Here is a 15,279-nt window from a genome sequence, read left to right as displayed (position 1 = left end):
CCCTATGTCAAGGGTTTTATATTTTTTTTACAATGCTCAAAATATTCCATCAAACTGAGGTTATGCGGCTCAAACTTATCACTGAGAACGTTTAAATGGATAATCCGGTCCAGCCTGAAGTTCCTGTAATCTTTACGTAATCGGCACCAGGCCACCAGCAGCCAATTCTCCTGCGTACTCAGTAAGGCAAAAGGCTCGACTATTCTTTTGTTCATTTCAGGTGATTCCGCAGATTGATAGTTAATTTCCAGGAGATTAAAATTGGTAAGGGCCAGCTGCAAGTCAGACAGGTAATTACTTGTCCGGTCATTTTCTGTATTCTGGCTAAACAGAATCCGGTTAGCAAGCAGGTTCACTTTATCTTTAGTATTGTATTTCAAAACCGATCTGATCTTACTCATCGCCTCTCTATAATCTCTGACAAAAGAAGCATCCTTATTTTTTGATACCAGCTGTTCTGCCGTAATCAAGGCATTCGCTTCACTTTCTGAGAGCGCGACGGGCGCCAGCCGATAGCCCTCCATCATGGCATAACCTTTCCCCTCTTCTGTCAGAATAGGAATACCAGCTTGCTCCAGGGCTTTAATATCCCTGTATATTGTTCTGGAGCTTACAGAAAATTTATCTGCCAGTTCAGCTGCCGTGATCAGTCTCTTGGTTTGCAACTGGGTGAGAATTGCCGTCAACCTCGAGAGTCTTTTGGTATCATTAGAAAAGCTTTCCATTGCTACTCAATTCTTCTAAATCCAATCGTTTTTCTTCCTCTCTGAGGATATCATCATCATAATTTTTATCCTTTTTCAAGAGGTGTAATTCATGTCGCTGAATGTGAATCAGATCCACCATCATTTCCTTATACACTTTGAGCTCTTCCAGATCAACCTTTCCCTCCCGGAATGCCTGCATGGCATTTTTCTTATCCACCAGTGATCTTTCCAGTTCGGCCTTAAAACTAACCACCAACTCATTGTGGATACATTGAGACTGGTAATTCTGCTGCATCCTTTCTAAAGAACGATCAATCAGTCTGAGTCTGATCTGAGAACTTTGTTCCTGTTCTGAAAGCTTATAAGTGTTTTCAGGTATTTTCAATAATCTGATGATTAGAGGTAAGGAAAGCCCCTGAACAACCAATGTGACCAGGATCACCACAAAAGTGATGAACAGAATGAGGTTTCTTAAAGGAAAGGCAGTCTGGTCGGTCAGCAATAAAGGAATTGATAATGCAGCAGCTAAGGAGACCACTCCCCTCATTCCTGCCCATACGATCACTACGGATGAATGCCAGGTCATCCCCTGATAACGGATCCGGGATTGCTTATTCACCAATCTGGTGAACCGGCTTGTGGTAAATAACCAGACAAAGCGCACCACCAAGGTCAGTAAGCTGATCCCGATGCCATAACCAATTGCCGTTTTCAGCGGATATTCTGAACCCAGGCCCGCTACAATATCAGGTAAAGCCAATCCGATCAGAATAAACACCACACCATTCATCATGAATGTAGTTGCAGACCATACCGCGCTCACCTTGACCCTGGAATTTGGGGTTAGAATGACGTGCGACTGGCTACAGAGGAACAGTCCACCGGATACCACAGCCATCACTCCTGACACCTTAAAATGCTCCGCAACGATATACATAAAATAAGGAGTGAGTAGTGTTAAAACAGTATCTATATTTTCATTTGTAGGCAGCCAGCGGTGTATCGCATAAAATATACAGCCGATCCCAAGACCGATTAAAATTCCCAAACCAGCAACCACCACAAAGTTGATGGCGGCATCCTGAAAGACAAAATTCCCGGTAATTACGGCAGCAAGTGCAAATTTGAACACGATTAAACTGGAGGCGTCATTAATCAGACTCTCTCCCTCTAACAGTGAATTGATGGTTTTAGGAATCTTCACCCCTTTTAAAACCGATGATGCCGCTATGGCATCTGGCGGGGAAACGATGCCACCTAAAAGAAAGCCCAGCGCCAGGGTAAAGCCAGGGATAAATGCTACCGAAGCATAGGCTACTGCGATGGAGGTGATCAGCACCAAACCTACAGCCATTAAAAAGATGGCACCTTTATATTCCCAGAAATCTTTCCAGGAAGTTGTCCATGCCGCTTCATATAATAAAGGAGGCAGAAAAAGTAGAAATATGATATCCGGGTCCACAAAGATATGCGGGATACCAGGGATAAATCCGATGATAAGACCAGATAAAACCAGAAATATGGGATAGGAAACTTTCAGTTTGTGACCAATCATCACCAGGATGGTGACACACAAAAGTAAGACAAGGATGAGAATGAGGTTGTCGTGAAGCATGTTTAAATATAATCTATATAGATTATATTTAAACATGAAAACCTGATTTTCCTGATGTCAATCAGCATCAGGACTGTTCTGCCAGTTCTTTTGCTTTCTGCAATGCTAAGGGCCAGGTTTCGTTCATATAGTCTGCCCATTCTTCCCCCATATCCATTTCTACGGTCCATTCGGTTTTCCCGTTTACGTTTTTAAGGGTATAATTCTCCATGGCACCCGACCATTTTTTAACGTCTTCACTGTCCAGGTCTTCCACACCGTCCTTGATCATTCCGAGATGCCGGATCGACAAAAACTCATTGGGTTTATTGTCTGCAATTTCAGATACCATTCCGGAACCTTTTCCATCGCCGAAAATTGCTTTACTTCCTTTCTTCCAATCGGTTTCTACATTGGAACCTTCTGAAAAAGGTGCAGTCCATTGGGGATAAGTTTCCTTGCCAATAATAACATCCCATACCTTTTCACGCGGAGCGTCAATTAAAACCTTAAATTCCTGCTTTTTCATAATTGCTTATTTAGTGTAACTATTTTAATAGCTGATGATATAAAGTTAAAACAAAGAATGGAGTTACAAGATGGTCAATCGCGACAATCTTAGGGGTTATTTAAGCCAGATCGATTTCTTTTCCGGCCAGCTTTCCCGTTCCCGGAATCAGCCAGAGCATCCATATCACGAGACCAAGACAGGCAATATTAGCAGAGATGCCGTAGTCGAAAGCCTTCAGATAATCAGGATTGGCACCGCCCAGGCTGATTACTCCATAGAATACGCCTCCCAGAATACTGATTCCCAATGCCGAAGCGGTTTGCTGGAATGTAGAAAATATTCCCGCAGCAACTCCGGCGAACTTTGCCGGGATACTTTCTAAGGTGATGCTCAGCAGAGAAGGAAGTACCATTCCATTCCCGAACCCATACCATCCGATCAGCAGGATCACATAAGTACCACTTACCTGCGGCCTAAAAATCAGTATCTGCAGAATGAAAGAGCTCATGATGATCAATACGCCAAGCTGCAATACCCGTTTTCCAAATTTCACAATCCATCCGGAGGCCAGCATGGCCGATATCATAAATAAAACCGCATGCAATACGAAATACAGACCACAATCTAAAGCCGACAAGCCAAGCCCGTTTTGTAAGTATATCGCACTCATTAATAAAAAGGCGGTATGCATCATAAAATGAAACAATACCGTTAACAAGCCGATATTGAATCCCCTCAGCCTAAAAAGGGAGACATCAATCAAAGGGGCTTTATGCTGCAGTAGTTTACGCTTCTGATCAGCAATAAAATAAGCAAAAACGGGCACTGAAGCCAGTATCAATATTATACTCCATAATGGCCAGCCTTTTTCCCTTCCTTCGTTTAAGGGATAAATCAGGCAGATGAGCCCAATGGTTAAAGTGAGTGCCCCCGAATAATCGAAACCCGGCCCTTCCTCTTTCTTTGTTTCCGTTAAAAACTTCTTTATTGCCCATAAAGCCGCTATTCCTACTGGGAGGTTGATCAGGAAAATCAGTCGCCAGCCTTCAATTCCAAAATGAGTATCCACAAGATAGCCACCCAGGATCTGACCGATAATAGCGGCAATACTTAGGGTAACCCCATACCAGCCTATTGCTTTTGCCCGCTCTTTCGGATCGGTAAACAAAACCTGAATAAAAGCAATCGACTGAGGCACCATAATTGAAGAACTTAAACCCTGAAAGAAACGGGTGATGTTCAGCTGGAGCGCGGTATCAGACAAACCGCAAAGGCAGGAAGTGAGGGTAAAACAAAACATCCCCCAAAAAAAGACCTTCTTTCTGCCCAGGTAATCGCCTGCCCTCCCCCCGATGATCAGAAAAGCTGCGCTTCCAAGTAAGTAACCTGCAATCACAAGCTGAATTTCTCCATCAGTAGCCCCCACTCCCTCTTTAATGGCAGGTATCGCCATATTAATAATAAAAATATCGATCACATAAAGCATCGGCGCCGTTAAGACAATGACTAAAGCCAGCCATTTCGAGTGGTTATTTTTCTTTTCCATATTCTTCTATTTTTACTCATTTGTGGTTGAAATCAAATGATCGAACCAAAAGTAGAGTCGTCAGAATAGCCCGGCAACCGAAAAATTAACAAGTATTTTTTTATTCCTTAAAGCGATTAATTTTGCAACAATAAATCATATTTAATGATGAGCTATGAATACCAATGATTTTAAAATATTTGAAGCGGTAGCTGCCCATGGCAGTTTCACCAAAGCAGCCGAAGCCACCTTTACCGTTCAATCCAATGTAACCGCCAGGATTAAAAGCCTGGAAGAGGAATTTCAGGTTTCTTTGTTTAACCGGACTTCCAGAAGAGTAGAGCTGACTGCAGCCGGCGAAACGCTGATGCATTATTGTAAACAGATTGGCCAGCTGATCGAAGAAGCTAAAAGGGAGTTGTCGGGCACTGAGCAGTTAATTGGCCATCTTAAAATAGGTTGCATAGAAACCACTATGGCTTTAAAAGTCCCGGAATTGATGAAAAGGTTTAACCAGGACTATCCGGATATCGAGCTCGAATTTAAGTCGGCCATGTCGCCGGACCTGATCCAGGATGTGATGAATTACAAATTAGATGCAGCCTTTATCACCACTCCGGTTACCCTTCCTGACCTGGAACAGAAGCTGATCAAAAAAGAACAGCTGGTGATCGTCTGTTCAGATCAGTATGCCGGGCTCAATGAGATCGTCAATGATCATCAGCTGAGCATTATTGTATTTGAGCAAGGCTGTGTTTACAGGTCCAGACTGGAATCCTGGCTCAGTTATCAAGGCATCATCAATTATAAAAGTACCGTAGTTAACTCCCTGGAAGGTATCATTAATTTTGTGGAGGCCGGCCTGGCCATCACCATTCTGCCGCTGGAACTGATTGAACAGTATTATCCGAACAGAAAGCTGAAGACCTTTTCTATTGGAAAGGAACTGGGCAACGCCACTACCCTCATGATTTACAGGAAGAGCAGAAAGCAGGATCGTGTATTGAAAGCTTTTACAGAGATCTATTAGCCTGGTAGATTAAAATTTTATTCTTTATTAATGGTGAAAGCCCATACTTAAAAAGCAAAAAAGCTAACTAAAACAACTTAAACACTCAAAAACCATGATAAATGAAAATATTTCGTTCGTAATATTTTGATTACAAAAAAAAGAATTATAATTTGATCAAAGATCTACTAGCTGCACCATAATATTTATGAAAAACTTAAATTTATGAAAAAAAACAACCTATTAGCGTTCGCTTTAATCGGAGCGCTTTCTGTATCTTTATTTGCCTGTACAAAAAAAGATGCAGTAGAAACCACAAACAACAACGAAATCTCTGAAAGCACCTTAGCCAAAATCAGTTCCTTAGGCTTCAGTACTGAAAACGCAAGGAAAGTAGAAGGCGGTTATTTAGTGGAAGGAGATATCCTTTTAACAGAGGCTAACTTCGCCAGCACTGCAAAGGGTAACAATTTAAACATTGCGGAGACTGAGCAGTACAGAACTACCAATCTGGTAACCAATCTTCCAAGAGTAATTACTGTTTCTGTTACCAATCTACCTCAGGTTTACAGCGATGCTGTCGACGAGATGATCAGCAGATACAATGCTCAAGGTTTGTCATTGACTTTCCAGAGAGCCACTACCGGAACAGTTGGAAACATTGATGTTTTTGGTTTTAATGAAGGACCTAGCGGAGGCTATATTACTTTAGGCTCAGCTGGATTCCCTACCTCTTCAGGACAACCGTTTAACCAGATTAAAATGAACACCAATGTGAATGCTTACGGCACAAATCCTAATTTACAGTATTTGGCTTCAGTATTACAACATGAGGTTGGACATTGTATCGGATTCCGTCACACAGATTACATGAACCGTGCCTATAGCTGCGGTGGAAGAAGAGCAAACGAAGGTGCTTCGGATGTTGGTGCAATCAGAATCCCTGGAACTCCATCTAAAGCAGATGCAGAGTCATTCATGTTAGCTTGTTCTAACGGAGGAAACAGAACGTTTAATGCAAACGATCTGATTGCCTTAAACTACCTTTATTAATAAAAAAACAACCTATTAACTAATCCTTATTCATTAATTATTGTGTAGCAGGAGATCAAAACATAAATTTGGCGTGCAACCCAAATTTGCCCTCTGATTCTAAAATCAGAGGGCTTTTTTTATTTGGCACATTATTAGTAAAGGACTAAGAAACAAAATTATGAAAAGGATTTATTTGATACTTGCCATCAGCACCATCATGCTCAGCAGTTCCTGCTATAGCTATCGTACTGCAGGAAACAGCGGCAAAGTGCCTCCCGGGCAGGCAAAAAAGGGGACGGGATCGAAGTCAGCAAAACCATTTGCTCCAGGTCAGCAGAAAAAAAATTAAAATCATAAAAGCCTCCCTAAGGAGGCTTTTACATTTAATAGGGTTAATACTATTCTGAAACCAATTAAGCCCCCCGACTTAATTCAAGCCGTTTCAGCGCATTAACCCTTTACTTTGAGTACCCTTCAGGTGTACTCATCCCTCTCCTATTGTTTAAGTACTACAGTTCCCAGACTGGTATTCTGACCAAGAGCTACCTGAACATTCGTTACTGTACTATCTCTATACCCGGTAACCGGAACAAATTTTACGGAGTAACTTCCATTTCCAAGTCCGCCAACAGTGAACTTTCCGGTAAAAGGATCAGCAAGGGTACCTACGGTATCCGTTCCTGCAATTACCAATACCTCAGGGTGACTTGCCAAAGGCATCACTGTACCTGAGATCAATCCCGAAGTTGCCTCGGTAATTCCTCTGACAACAGGTTTAAGTATGTACTTTCCATTACCCGTTTTTACAATTGATTTTGCGGCATCGAAATCCAGTAACAGCGAATAAGTTACGCCCGGCACCAATGTAGGATTGGCTTTCAGTTTTACTTTCCAGCCTGATGACTGTCCGCTTGGCGTAGTTAAATTCTCCGGATTGCCATTCACTACAATGGTATTTCCATTATCATTCAATACCAGTCTGATTTCAGTAATCTCTCCTGAAGGCATTTCTCCGGAAGCAACCAGAATATCAGGTCTGCTCGTTCCAATCCTGAAATCCAGAATATTAAAAATGTTAACGCTTGATGCAAATACATAAGGTTTGCCATCTGAAAAAAGTATAATTTCTTTAACACTCAGATTGATCTTATCAAAGTCTCCGGGAGCATCCGTCATGCGGATTTCTACCTTTGTTGTTCCATCAGAACTCCCCTTATCTTTTTTACAGCCGTAAAGCACGGTTAGCCCCGTCACGAATAAAGCAAGACCAGCATATAAAATTCTCTTTTTCATAGGTTTTTGTTTTAAATAACTATATCACATTTTCGTTAGTCAAAGTTGGGGGGTAAACATGAAAACAACATGAAATTCCAGGAGTATTTGCACCCAAACTTTCATCTTATTTTCATGTTGGCTAATCATCTTTGTCTAATCAGGCCTTTTTACCCTGAAATCTTTATATTTATATCATGGACAATGCATTCATTTTCCGCAGATTATTGAATCTCATTATTATTTTGATGTTCCCCGTATTTCTGCGGGCATCAACGCTAAGGGAGTATAAGCAACCTGCTACCGTAAAATTCTCTCTGACAGAAAGCGTTAGCCATCTTCCACAGGAGAAAGAAAAAAAGAAAAATGACGATAAGGGCAAACAAGGCAAGGATGTTCCGGATATCAGGGAAATTCCGAAAGCAAAAAAGCAATCCCGGCCCATAGTTATTAAACCCAATATTAAAGGCAAGCCAATTAAAGTAATCCGTCCAAAAATTAAAAGACCGTAGTATCTATGAAGATCCCCCCTCTTCTTTTGCTCATCTGCCTGTTTTCAGTTCCCGTACTGGCACAACAGGACAGTTCAAAACGGACTACCCTTACCCTGGCTGCGCTGTACAACAGTAATGTTAGTTATTATGGACAAACGACCAGCGAGAAACTTCCTTATGTGCTGGCCAATGCTACCCTCAGACTTCCGGTAGGATTATACTTTTCTGCAGGTGCCTATAAACTGCTGAATTATGGATCAGGAATATCTGAGACCGATCTTGGACTGGGATATGATTATGATATCAACGAGAAATGGAGTGCCGGCATCGCTTATACACGTTCCTTTTTTCCCGATAACTCCCCTCTATTACAGGCGGCAAATGAAAATAACATCAATCTTTCCGCTACCTATTTATGGCCATGGCTCAAGACTTACCTCAGTGCGGACTATGCCTTTGGCAAACAGCAGGATGTTTTCTTAAGCCTGACCAATTCAAAAGAAATCAGTCTGGGCAGCTTATTTAATGAGAAAAATGCAATTTACATAGAGCCTGCTATAGAGCTCATTGCAGGTACCCGACATTTTTATGAGACCTATACGATAGAAAAGGGCAAGCGTGATCAGGCTAGAGGAAAAGGAAAACCACCAGTTAACCAACCAGGCAAACCTGGCTCTACTATAACTACCACCGTAGCGACGGATAGTTTCAACCTGTTGTCTTATAACTTTAAACTTCCACTTAGTCTGAGCCGGGCAAATTATATCGCTGAAGCGAGTTACCAGTTGTCAGTTCTGGGTACGGAATCAGGACCGGAGTTAAAACCTCAGCAGTCTTTTTTTGGCTTTGCTTTCTATTATCAGTTTTAAACTTTAGTTATGAAAGTCTTAATCGTTGAAGATGAAAAAACACTGGCCTATGAAATGGAGGCCTTTTTAAAAAAGGCCTTTTACCTTTGTGATATTGCTTTTTCTTTCAAGGAAGCGCTTCAAAAAATAGAGCTGAATACGTATGATTATATTCTGATAGACCTGAGTTTACCCGACGGAAATGGGCTCGATCTCCTCAAGCAGACTAAAAAAAACAATCCTGATACAGTCTATATCATCATCACGGCCAGGACCAACCTCAAAGACCGGGTTTCCGGACTTGACCTTGGGGCAGACGATTACCTGGCGAAACCTTTCTATCTTTTGGAACTCCAGTCCAGAATGCAGGCCATCGCCCGCCGCAGATTCAATATCAGCGAAGAGCTCTTGTCCATAGGTAAATTCAATATTGACCTTCAAAAAAGACTAATTCTCTTTGAGGAGGAACAAATCGGGCTTTCGCGTAAAGAGTTCGACCTTTTCACCTATCTCCTCCTTCATAAAAACAGGGTACTCACCCGGGCACAGCTAAGCGAGCACATCTGGGGAACCTTTGTGAATGATGATTACGATTCAAATTATATTGATGCCCACATCAAAAACATCAGGAAGAAACTCAATGTATGGGCAGAAACAGAATGGCTGGAGACGGTACGTGGGGTAGGTTACCGAATTAAAAAATAACATGAAATTATCAACGAAACTTACCCTTTTTATTACAGGGTCTAAATTAGCGATTGTATTACTTTTCATTCTTCTTCTCCCCTTTCTGGTCAGGCAAATTGCTTCAGAATACACCAATTACACCCTACATCAGCAGCAAAAAAAAGTGCTGAGCATCGTTAAAAAAAACGGACTGGAATATTATTTCCAGGGTGATGACAATTATGGCAGCTACACCATGCTCAAGGAGGAGTTTATAGCCATTATTCCGGTACCTGATTCCCTAAACATCAATACGATAAAGAATTCCCAGCGTCTTCTGGAAAGAGATACCCTCAATTACCGGGTGCTTAGTCATACTTTTAAAGACCATCAGAAAAATTACCTGCTGGAAATCGGAAAAACGACTGCCAGTATCAATCAATACAATAAACCTTTACAGCGTTTTGCCCTTTATGTGCTGATTACCTTAATCGTGTTAACGATTGTAATCGACCTTACTTTTACCCGCCTGATCATCCGTCCGCTTGCAAAAATTATAAAAAGCAAACTGGTTAACCGGAAATTTCCTTTTGAGGATCATCAGAAACGCATTCCAACCAGCACCACCGATTTTAAATACCTGGACGAATCGCTCAGCACATTGATGAACCAGATCAACGAAGCCTTCCATAAGGAAAGGGAGTTCACCTCCAATGCTTCCCATGAGTTGATGACCCCCATCAGCATTTTGCAGAATAAAATGGAAAACCTGCTTGCAGAAGAAATTCTTGATGAACCTTCTACCCTGGCCATTATAGAAATGATGAAAACAGTGGACAGACTAAAAAAGATATCCGGTTCTTTGTTGTTAATCTCCAGAATCGAGAACGAGCAATACATCCGGAAAGAAGAAGTCAAACCGCTGGAATTGTTTAATGAGATTGTTGAAGAAATCAGTCACCGGCTAGAAGAAAAAAATATACAGATCTTTCTGAATATCTCTGAAAATGCAACCGTAAAACAAGTAAACAGAGATCTGTTGTTTCAATTGTTTTTCAACCTCATTCACAATGCGATAAAATTTAACCGTCAGGATGGAGAAATCATGATCAACGACGGGTATTCGAACAACAGGTACCAGATTACGATCAGCGACACTGGTGTCGGTATTCCGGAAGAAGACCTGCCATTTATTTTCGACCGCTTCAGAAAAACAAACCTGGAAGAAAGTGTGGGATATGGGTTAGGATTGGCTATCGTTAAAAGTATTGCCGTTCACCACCATTTACAGATTGAAGTCCGCTCTGAAATAAAAAAGGGAACCACATTCAGCATATTGTTCCCCGATTACTTTTAACCCATCTTATCTATAACAGGTTTTATCAAACTTCTCTTAAACCACAATTCCTATTCTTCCCAGCTTATTCCTGTACTTGTTGATGTATGCATTCCAATCCTGCTGATACCCCGGCCCATCATACCGTAATTTAGCATAATCAAATGCCTCCCGGCTACAATGATTTGCAAATATGGTATCTACATAGGTGATACCGGCATCTATAACCCTTTTTATGACCACGATTTTATTGATCTTATTTTCTTTACAGGTCTTGTCCAGCCACAAACCTTTACCCAGCATGAGGTACCTCATCAGCAAATCCTCTGTGATAAAAGATGCGGGTACATCGTTAATATCCGGTTCTGACTTACTATTGGTAAAGACAGCTATAATTAATTCTGCTGTGATAAACTGAGCTGGAATAAACTGCAGCATCGTCCCTTTTTGAGCCGCCAGCATACAAAGCTCCGGGGAAATAAAGCGTTCAGGTATTTCTTTTATTGCAAAACCATTTTTTTCTACCAATTGTCTGCAAAGGTCTTCTGTAATGTATTTTTCGGGGACAAAAGGCAATGCATAAAAGGTGTTTTTTAAGGCATGCAGGCATAAGCTTTCTGTTTTGTACGCCGAGGGAACACGCTTTAAGTTGCGGTAATTCTGTTCCACTTTTTTTTGCCAGTAAGCAGCATCTTTAAGTGTTCCAGTCTGACCCTTTAATACAAATTCTCCTCCCTCCAGATCCATCAACAGGTCTTCGAAGGTCTGGGTTAAGGGATTGTCTACATGTTGGGCAAGTTCTTTTGAGAAAAAGTTTTCTCCACTTTCTTCATCTTCATAACAATTGTTTTCTTCTGGATGATCCGCTGACCGGTCATGATAATAGAACCGTTCATTTACATGCTGCTTTACGTAAGTATTGTGATCATTTGCAATAAACACGGGCGCATAAACAGTGCCCTCACATGCAAAATGACCATGATTATAATCCGTCATCACGACTTCCTGCGCAGTTACATTGCCATTTACAATCACATAAGAACCACCCAGTAACAGACTTTGACAGGTTATATTTTCGCCTACATATACAAAGGGGCCATAATCCCCTTCTTTGTTGATCACACAACCCTTGCAAACTATATTTCCGTTAATCAGAATTCCTTCTATTCTTAGATTAGCATTAAGCTGTTTAGGTACCAATGTCCTGTTTAACCACCTCTTTACCTCCTCCTCAAATATATCCAGGTAAAAATGTCCGTCGATATGAACATCTCCATTTGCCAGTAAAAAATAATCCTCCTCGTTCCAGTCATCATACAAATCAAATCCTTCATATTGTTGTAGAAAGGGGTATTTGCTTTTTACCTCTTTAATCTGAACTAAGCTAAAAAAATCCATTGTCCTGGTTTTAAATCACGAAAGTATTGAAAAAACGTATGGCTTTAGCCCTAAATTGTTTCCTTGCTAAGAATTCAGGTTATAATGTTTAATTTGGTAATCATTCTATTTTAAACTACCTATGGAAACAAAGAAAACACCTTATGTGGAAGCACAAATGCTGATAAGAAGGCCGGCAGCCGCAGTATTTCAGGCCTTTATAGATCCGGAGATCACTAAAAATTTCTGGTTCACGAAAGGAAGTGGCAAACTTGAAACGGGAAAAAGTATCACCTGGGAATGGGAAATGTATGACGTTTCCAGCACCGTATTCGTCAGGGAAATTATAGAGAACAGAAAGATATCGGTCGACTGGGACCAGTATTCCACTATAGTTGATTTTGAATTTGAGCCGATGGGCGATGATACCACCTATGTTAAAATCACACAGTATGGCTTCCGTACTACAGGAGACCAGCTTATGGCAGAGATCAGTGGGGCGAGTGGCGGATTTACTACTGTTGTTGATGGGCTAAAAGCCTATATGGAACATGGCATCAACCTGAACTTAATTGCGGATAAATTTCCGAAGGGAGTTAAATAGCAGCTCTTGTTAAAGCTGTATCTGATCAATTATAAACCTGGTTTTGAAGGCCCGCTTTACGGGGATTCCAAAACCAGGTTATCCTAAAAGGGTTAATTCATTTTGATTACCCATGCATATTTACAGGGAAGTACTGCAGGCAATTTGATGACTGCAGAATTTCCTTTTTTACTCCATTCCAACGGTTGCTGAACGCCAAGCATATAGATTTTAGCTCCCTCTTTTGGTTGAACGGCATTGATTACCAGCTCGTTGTTTTCGGCTTTATTAAAAATGGCATAAGTTGATTTACCATCTTTACTTTGAGTAAACCTGATGTTCGGCCCATCATTATAAGGATGACCACCTTTTGTCGAATAGATCGCTTCTTTGTTCACCTTTAACCAGTCGCCCATCTCCGTTAATCTTTCTACACTTGGCCCGGGAATTAATCCTTCTGCAGAAGGCCCTACATTTAACAGATAGTTTCCTCCTTTCGCGGTAATATCTACCAGGTTATCGATTAAAGTCTGTGCAGATTTCCAGTTGTGGTCTGCTTTTACGAATCCCCAGTTGTTGTTGATCGTCATACAGCTTTCCCAATAATCCTGTCCGGCACCTGCCAGAATCTCCTGTTCCGGGGTATCATAATCACCTGCTGCATCTTTGTATTTCTTCACGCCCTGCATTCCATCACGGCCTTTTCCTACCCGGTTATTAATGATCAAAGAAGGTTTGAGGTTGCGCAGGTAATTATAAAGGTCTTTCCCCTGCTCTTCTGTCCATTCCGGAATCCATTCCCCATCAAACCAAAGGATAGCAGGGTCATATTTTTTAATCAGTTCTGCCAGCTGAGGTTTTAAATATTCTTCACGGTATTTGTTAAAATCTGGATTAGCAGTGTTCTGATGGATAGAACCTTTTGATTTTGCATCCGGCTGGTGCCAATCCATAATAGAATGGTAGAGGGCGAATTTTATACCCGCTGATTTACAGGCATCAGACAATTCTTTTAAGATGTCCCTTTTAAAAGGCGAAGCATCCATGATGTCGTATTTGGTAATTTTACTATCCCACATGCTAAAGCCATCATGGTGTTTCGAAGTGATCACAATGTATTTCACTCCTGCATTTTTTGCAATGCTGACCCATTGTTTCGCATCAAACTGCTGAGGGTTAAACTGGGCAGCATATTTTTCATATTCACTGGTTGGAATTTTATGTGTTTCCATAATCCATTCCGCTCCACCACCTTTACCATTGTATTCACCGGCAGGCACTGCATATATTCCCCAATGGATAAACATTCCAAAGGTCGCATCATCCCACCACTGCATGCGTTTGGTTTTTGCTTCTTTTGATTCTTCCAGATAATTCTTCTGGGCAAAGACAGCACAGGTCATAAAGATCATCATCGTGATCAACAGGATATTTTTTTTCATATGTGTTTAATTGGCTATTATAAAGATAGTTGCAATAGCCATAATTAATTCTGAGATCCTGTCAAATCATTAAGCGAAATTGGCAGTCCGGTATTTGTTTTTTAAATGACATCAAAATCTGGTTAATCATTTAGTTTTACATTTTCAATCCGCAGCAATAAAATTTACGTCAAATGAAACTTACACAGAAAACCTTTTTAATTTATGGTGTCAGTAAAGGATTGGGGAAGGCCATTTTTAATCAGTTACCAGATGCTGAAGATAAAGTCTTTGGTATATCGCGTACCAGGCCGGATTTCCTGAATACACAAAATGACAGACATTTTTGGATCCAGGCCGACCTTTCTGATGTTAAAAATGCGAAAGAAGCAATTCAACACGCAATTGGAGGAGAACAGATTGACTATCTGATCTACAATGTGGGAATCTGGGAAAAAACTGCTTTTAACGCAGATTATGATTTCGAACAATTGGCTGTTGATGAAATCGAAGAAATTATTCATACCAACATAACTTCCCTCATCCTGTCTGTACAGTCATTTCTACCCAACCTCAGAAAGTCTGAGAATGCAAAAATCATATTTATAGGTTCCACTCTTGGCCTGGAAAACCACAATAAGCAAGCTGTTATTTTTTCTGCAGCAAAATTTGCCTTGCGTGGCGTAGTTCAGTCCTTAAGAACCCATCTGAGAAAAGACAACATTGGAATTACCGCACTTAACCTGGGAGATTTAGCAACAGATGCGGAACATGATGAAACGCTCATCCCTCTTTCTGATGTCATCAGTGCACTAAATTTTGTGATCCAGACCAGCAATGCAAGCTGTGTCAAGGAAATAGACATGCCTTCTATGAAAGATATAGATCTATAAGGAAGCTC

At 41.0% G+C, this 15,279-nt stretch carries 16 protein-coding genes; 9 read left to right on the top strand and 7 right to left on the bottom strand.

Annotated features, from left to right (window positions below):
- Window positions 1-2 precede the first annotated feature (2 nt).
- The 4 genes from BFS30_RS15545 to BFS30_RS15530 form a co-directional block, all read right to left on the bottom strand.
- Complete coding sequence (locus BFS30_RS15545; protein WP_069380131.1) at window positions 3-725, bottom strand: helix-turn-helix transcriptional regulator; 723 nt, start codon at window positions 723-725, stop codon at window positions 3-5.
- Complete coding sequence (locus BFS30_RS15540; RefSeq protein ID WP_069380130.1) at window positions 709-2,322, bottom strand: Na+/H+ antiporter; 1,614 nt, start codon at window positions 2,320-2,322, stop codon at window positions 709-711. Before BFS30_RS15540 ends, BFS30_RS15545 begins: the two co-directional genes overlap by 17 nt.
- Before the next feature lie 67 nt (window positions 2,323-2,389).
- Window positions 2,390-2,830: an SRPBCC family protein gene (locus BFS30_RS15535; RefSeq protein WP_069380129.1), complete on the bottom strand. Its 441-nt coding sequence runs from the start codon at window positions 2,828-2,830 to the stop codon at window positions 2,390-2,392.
- 100 nt (window positions 2,831-2,930) lie between these two features.
- A complete protein-coding gene (locus BFS30_RS15530; protein WP_083252067.1) occupies window positions 2,931-4,358 on the bottom strand; it encodes an MFS transporter in 1,428 nt (475 codons plus the stop codon).
- 154 nt (window positions 4,359-4,512) lie between these two features.
- Between BFS30_RS15530 and BFS30_RS15525 the strand changes: the two genes are divergently transcribed.
- The 3 genes from BFS30_RS15525 to BFS30_RS27935 all read left to right on the top strand — a co-directional run bounded on the left by BFS30_RS15525 (window position 4,513) and on the right by BFS30_RS27935 (window position 6,730).
- The gene (locus BFS30_RS15525) at window positions 4,513-5,367 is read left to right on the top strand and encodes a LysR family transcriptional regulator (RefSeq protein ID WP_069380128.1); all 855 of its coding nucleotides are present in this window, start codon (window positions 4,513-4,515) and stop codon (window positions 5,365-5,367) included.
- A 204-nt stretch (window positions 5,368-5,571) separates the two neighbouring features.
- Window positions 5,572-6,399 carry a M57 family metalloprotease gene (locus BFS30_RS15520; RefSeq protein WP_069380127.1) on the top strand — a complete coding sequence of 276 codons (828 nt, stop codon included), beginning with the start codon at window positions 5,572-5,574 and terminating at the stop codon, window positions 6,397-6,399.
- A 160-nt stretch (window positions 6,400-6,559) separates the two neighbouring features.
- Window positions 6,560-6,730, top strand: coding sequence for a hypothetical protein (locus BFS30_RS27935; protein ID WP_167353150.1), 171 nt, complete (start codon window positions 6,560-6,562; stop codon window positions 6,728-6,730).
- Between the two features lie 146 nt (window positions 6,731-6,876).
- Here BFS30_RS27935 and BFS30_RS15515 read toward each other — a convergent pair whose 3' ends face one another.
- Entirely contained in the window at window positions 6,877-7,674 is a 798-nt protein-coding gene (locus BFS30_RS15515; RefSeq protein WP_069380126.1) for a DUF4382 domain-containing protein, read from the bottom strand.
- 176 nt (window positions 7,675-7,850) lie between these two features.
- Here BFS30_RS15515 and BFS30_RS15510 point away from each other — a divergent pair, with 176 nt between their 5' ends.
- The 4 genes from BFS30_RS15510 to BFS30_RS15495 are packed head-to-tail and all read left to right on the top strand — an operon-like array spanning window position 7,851 to window position 11,018.
- Complete coding sequence (locus tag BFS30_RS15510; RefSeq protein ID WP_069380125.1) at window positions 7,851-8,165, top strand: hypothetical protein; 315 nt, start codon at window positions 7,851-7,853, stop codon at window positions 8,163-8,165.
- Window positions 8,166-8,170: 5 nt separating this feature from the next.
- Window positions 8,171-9,016 carry a hypothetical protein gene (locus BFS30_RS15505; RefSeq protein WP_069380124.1) on the top strand — a complete coding sequence of 282 codons (846 nt, stop codon included), beginning with the start codon at window positions 8,171-8,173 and terminating at the stop codon, window positions 9,014-9,016.
- Window positions 9,017-9,025: 9 nt separating this feature from the next.
- Entirely contained in the window at window positions 9,026-9,700 is a 675-nt protein-coding gene (locus BFS30_RS15500) for a response regulator transcription factor (protein WP_069380123.1), read from the top strand.
- Window position 9,701: 1 nt separating this feature from the next.
- Window positions 9,702-11,018 carry a sensor histidine kinase gene (locus BFS30_RS15495; protein WP_069380122.1) on the top strand — a complete coding sequence of 439 codons (1,317 nt, stop codon included), beginning with the start codon at window positions 9,702-9,704 and terminating at the stop codon, window positions 11,016-11,018.
- 36 nt (window positions 11,019-11,054) lie between these two features.
- On the opposite strand, the gene BFS30_RS15490 is transcribed toward BFS30_RS15495, so the two are convergent.
- Window positions 11,055-12,395, bottom strand: a complete 1,341-nt coding sequence (locus BFS30_RS15490) for a polymer-forming cytoskeletal protein (protein ID WP_069380121.1) — start codon at window positions 12,393-12,395, stop codon at window positions 11,055-11,057.
- A gap of 121 nt (window positions 12,396-12,516) precedes the next feature.
- Here BFS30_RS15490 and BFS30_RS15485 point away from each other — a divergent pair, with 121 nt between their 5' ends.
- Complete coding sequence (locus BFS30_RS15485) at window positions 12,517-12,978, top strand: SRPBCC family protein (protein ID WP_069380120.1); 462 nt, start codon at window positions 12,517-12,519, stop codon at window positions 12,976-12,978.
- A gap of 92 nt (window positions 12,979-13,070) precedes the next feature.
- Here BFS30_RS15485 and BFS30_RS15480 read toward each other — a convergent pair whose 3' ends face one another.
- Window positions 13,071-14,399: an alpha-L-fucosidase gene (locus BFS30_RS15480; protein ID WP_069380119.1), complete on the bottom strand. Its 1,329-nt coding sequence runs from the start codon at window positions 14,397-14,399 to the stop codon at window positions 13,071-13,073.
- A 173-nt stretch (window positions 14,400-14,572) separates the two neighbouring features.
- Between BFS30_RS15480 and BFS30_RS15475 the strand changes: the two genes are divergently transcribed.
- Window positions 14,573-15,271 carry an SDR family NAD(P)-dependent oxidoreductase gene (locus BFS30_RS15475; RefSeq protein WP_069380118.1) on the top strand — a complete coding sequence of 233 codons (699 nt, stop codon included), beginning with the start codon at window positions 14,573-14,575 and terminating at the stop codon, window positions 15,269-15,271.
- The last annotated feature ends 8 nt before the right edge of the window (window positions 15,272-15,279 follow it).

Source organism: Pedobacter steynii, assembly GCF_001721645.1.
Classification (GTDB): domain Bacteria; phylum Bacteroidota; class Bacteroidia; order Sphingobacteriales; family Sphingobacteriaceae; genus Pedobacter; species Pedobacter steynii_A.
Note: the sequence above shows the minus strand (reverse complement) of the source record. Positions and strands in the feature narration are given on the sequence as shown.

What these genes read in the sequence shown, in the direction of transcription:
- BFS30_RS15545 (WP_069380131.1), bottom strand. Translation starts at nt 725, where the DNA reads ATGGAAAGCTTTTCTAATGATACCAAAAGACTCTCGAGGTTGACGGCA.
- BFS30_RS15540 (WP_069380130.1), bottom strand. Translation starts at nt 2,322, where the DNA reads ATGCTTCACGACAACCTCATTCTCATCCTTGTCTTACTTTTGTGTGTC.
- BFS30_RS15535 (WP_069380129.1), bottom strand. Translation starts at nt 2,830, where the DNA reads ATGAAAAAGCAGGAATTTAAGGTTTTAATTGACGCTCCGCGTGAAAAG.
- BFS30_RS15530 (WP_083252067.1), bottom strand. Translation starts at nt 4,358, where the DNA reads ATGGAAAAGAAAAATAACCACTCGAAATGGCTGGCTTTAGTCATTGTC.
- BFS30_RS15525 (WP_069380128.1), top strand. Translation starts at nt 4,513, where the DNA reads ATGAATACCAATGATTTTAAAATATTTGAAGCGGTAGCTGCCCATGGC.
- BFS30_RS15520 (WP_069380127.1), top strand. Translation starts at nt 5,572, where the DNA reads ATGAAAAAAAACAACCTATTAGCGTTCGCTTTAATCGGAGCGCTTTCT.
- BFS30_RS27935 (WP_167353150.1), top strand. Translation starts at nt 6,560, where the DNA reads ATGAAAAGGATTTATTTGATACTTGCCATCAGCACCATCATGCTCAGC.
- BFS30_RS15515 (WP_069380126.1), bottom strand. Translation starts at nt 7,674, where the DNA reads ATGAAAAAGAGAATTTTATATGCTGGTCTTGCTTTATTCGTGACGGGG.
- BFS30_RS15510 (WP_069380125.1), top strand. Translation starts at nt 7,851, where the DNA reads ATGGACAATGCATTCATTTTCCGCAGATTATTGAATCTCATTATTATT.
- BFS30_RS15505 (WP_069380124.1), top strand. Translation starts at nt 8,171, where the DNA reads ATGAAGATCCCCCCTCTTCTTTTGCTCATCTGCCTGTTTTCAGTTCCC.
- BFS30_RS15500 (WP_069380123.1), top strand. Translation starts at nt 9,026, where the DNA reads ATGAAAGTCTTAATCGTTGAAGATGAAAAAACACTGGCCTATGAAATG.
- BFS30_RS15495 (WP_069380122.1), top strand. Translation starts at nt 9,702, where the DNA reads ATGAAATTATCAACGAAACTTACCCTTTTTATTACAGGGTCTAAATTA.
- BFS30_RS15490 (WP_069380121.1), bottom strand. Translation starts at nt 12,395, where the DNA reads ATGGATTTTTTTAGCTTAGTTCAGATTAAAGAGGTAAAAAGCAAATAC.
- BFS30_RS15485 (WP_069380120.1), top strand. Translation starts at nt 12,517, where the DNA reads ATGGAAACAAAGAAAACACCTTATGTGGAAGCACAAATGCTGATAAGA.
- BFS30_RS15480 (WP_069380119.1), bottom strand. Translation starts at nt 14,399, where the DNA reads ATGAAAAAAAATATCCTGTTGATCACGATGATGATCTTTATGACCTGT.
- BFS30_RS15475 (WP_069380118.1), top strand. Translation starts at nt 14,573, where the DNA reads ATGAAACTTACACAGAAAACCTTTTTAATTTATGGTGTCAGTAAAGGA.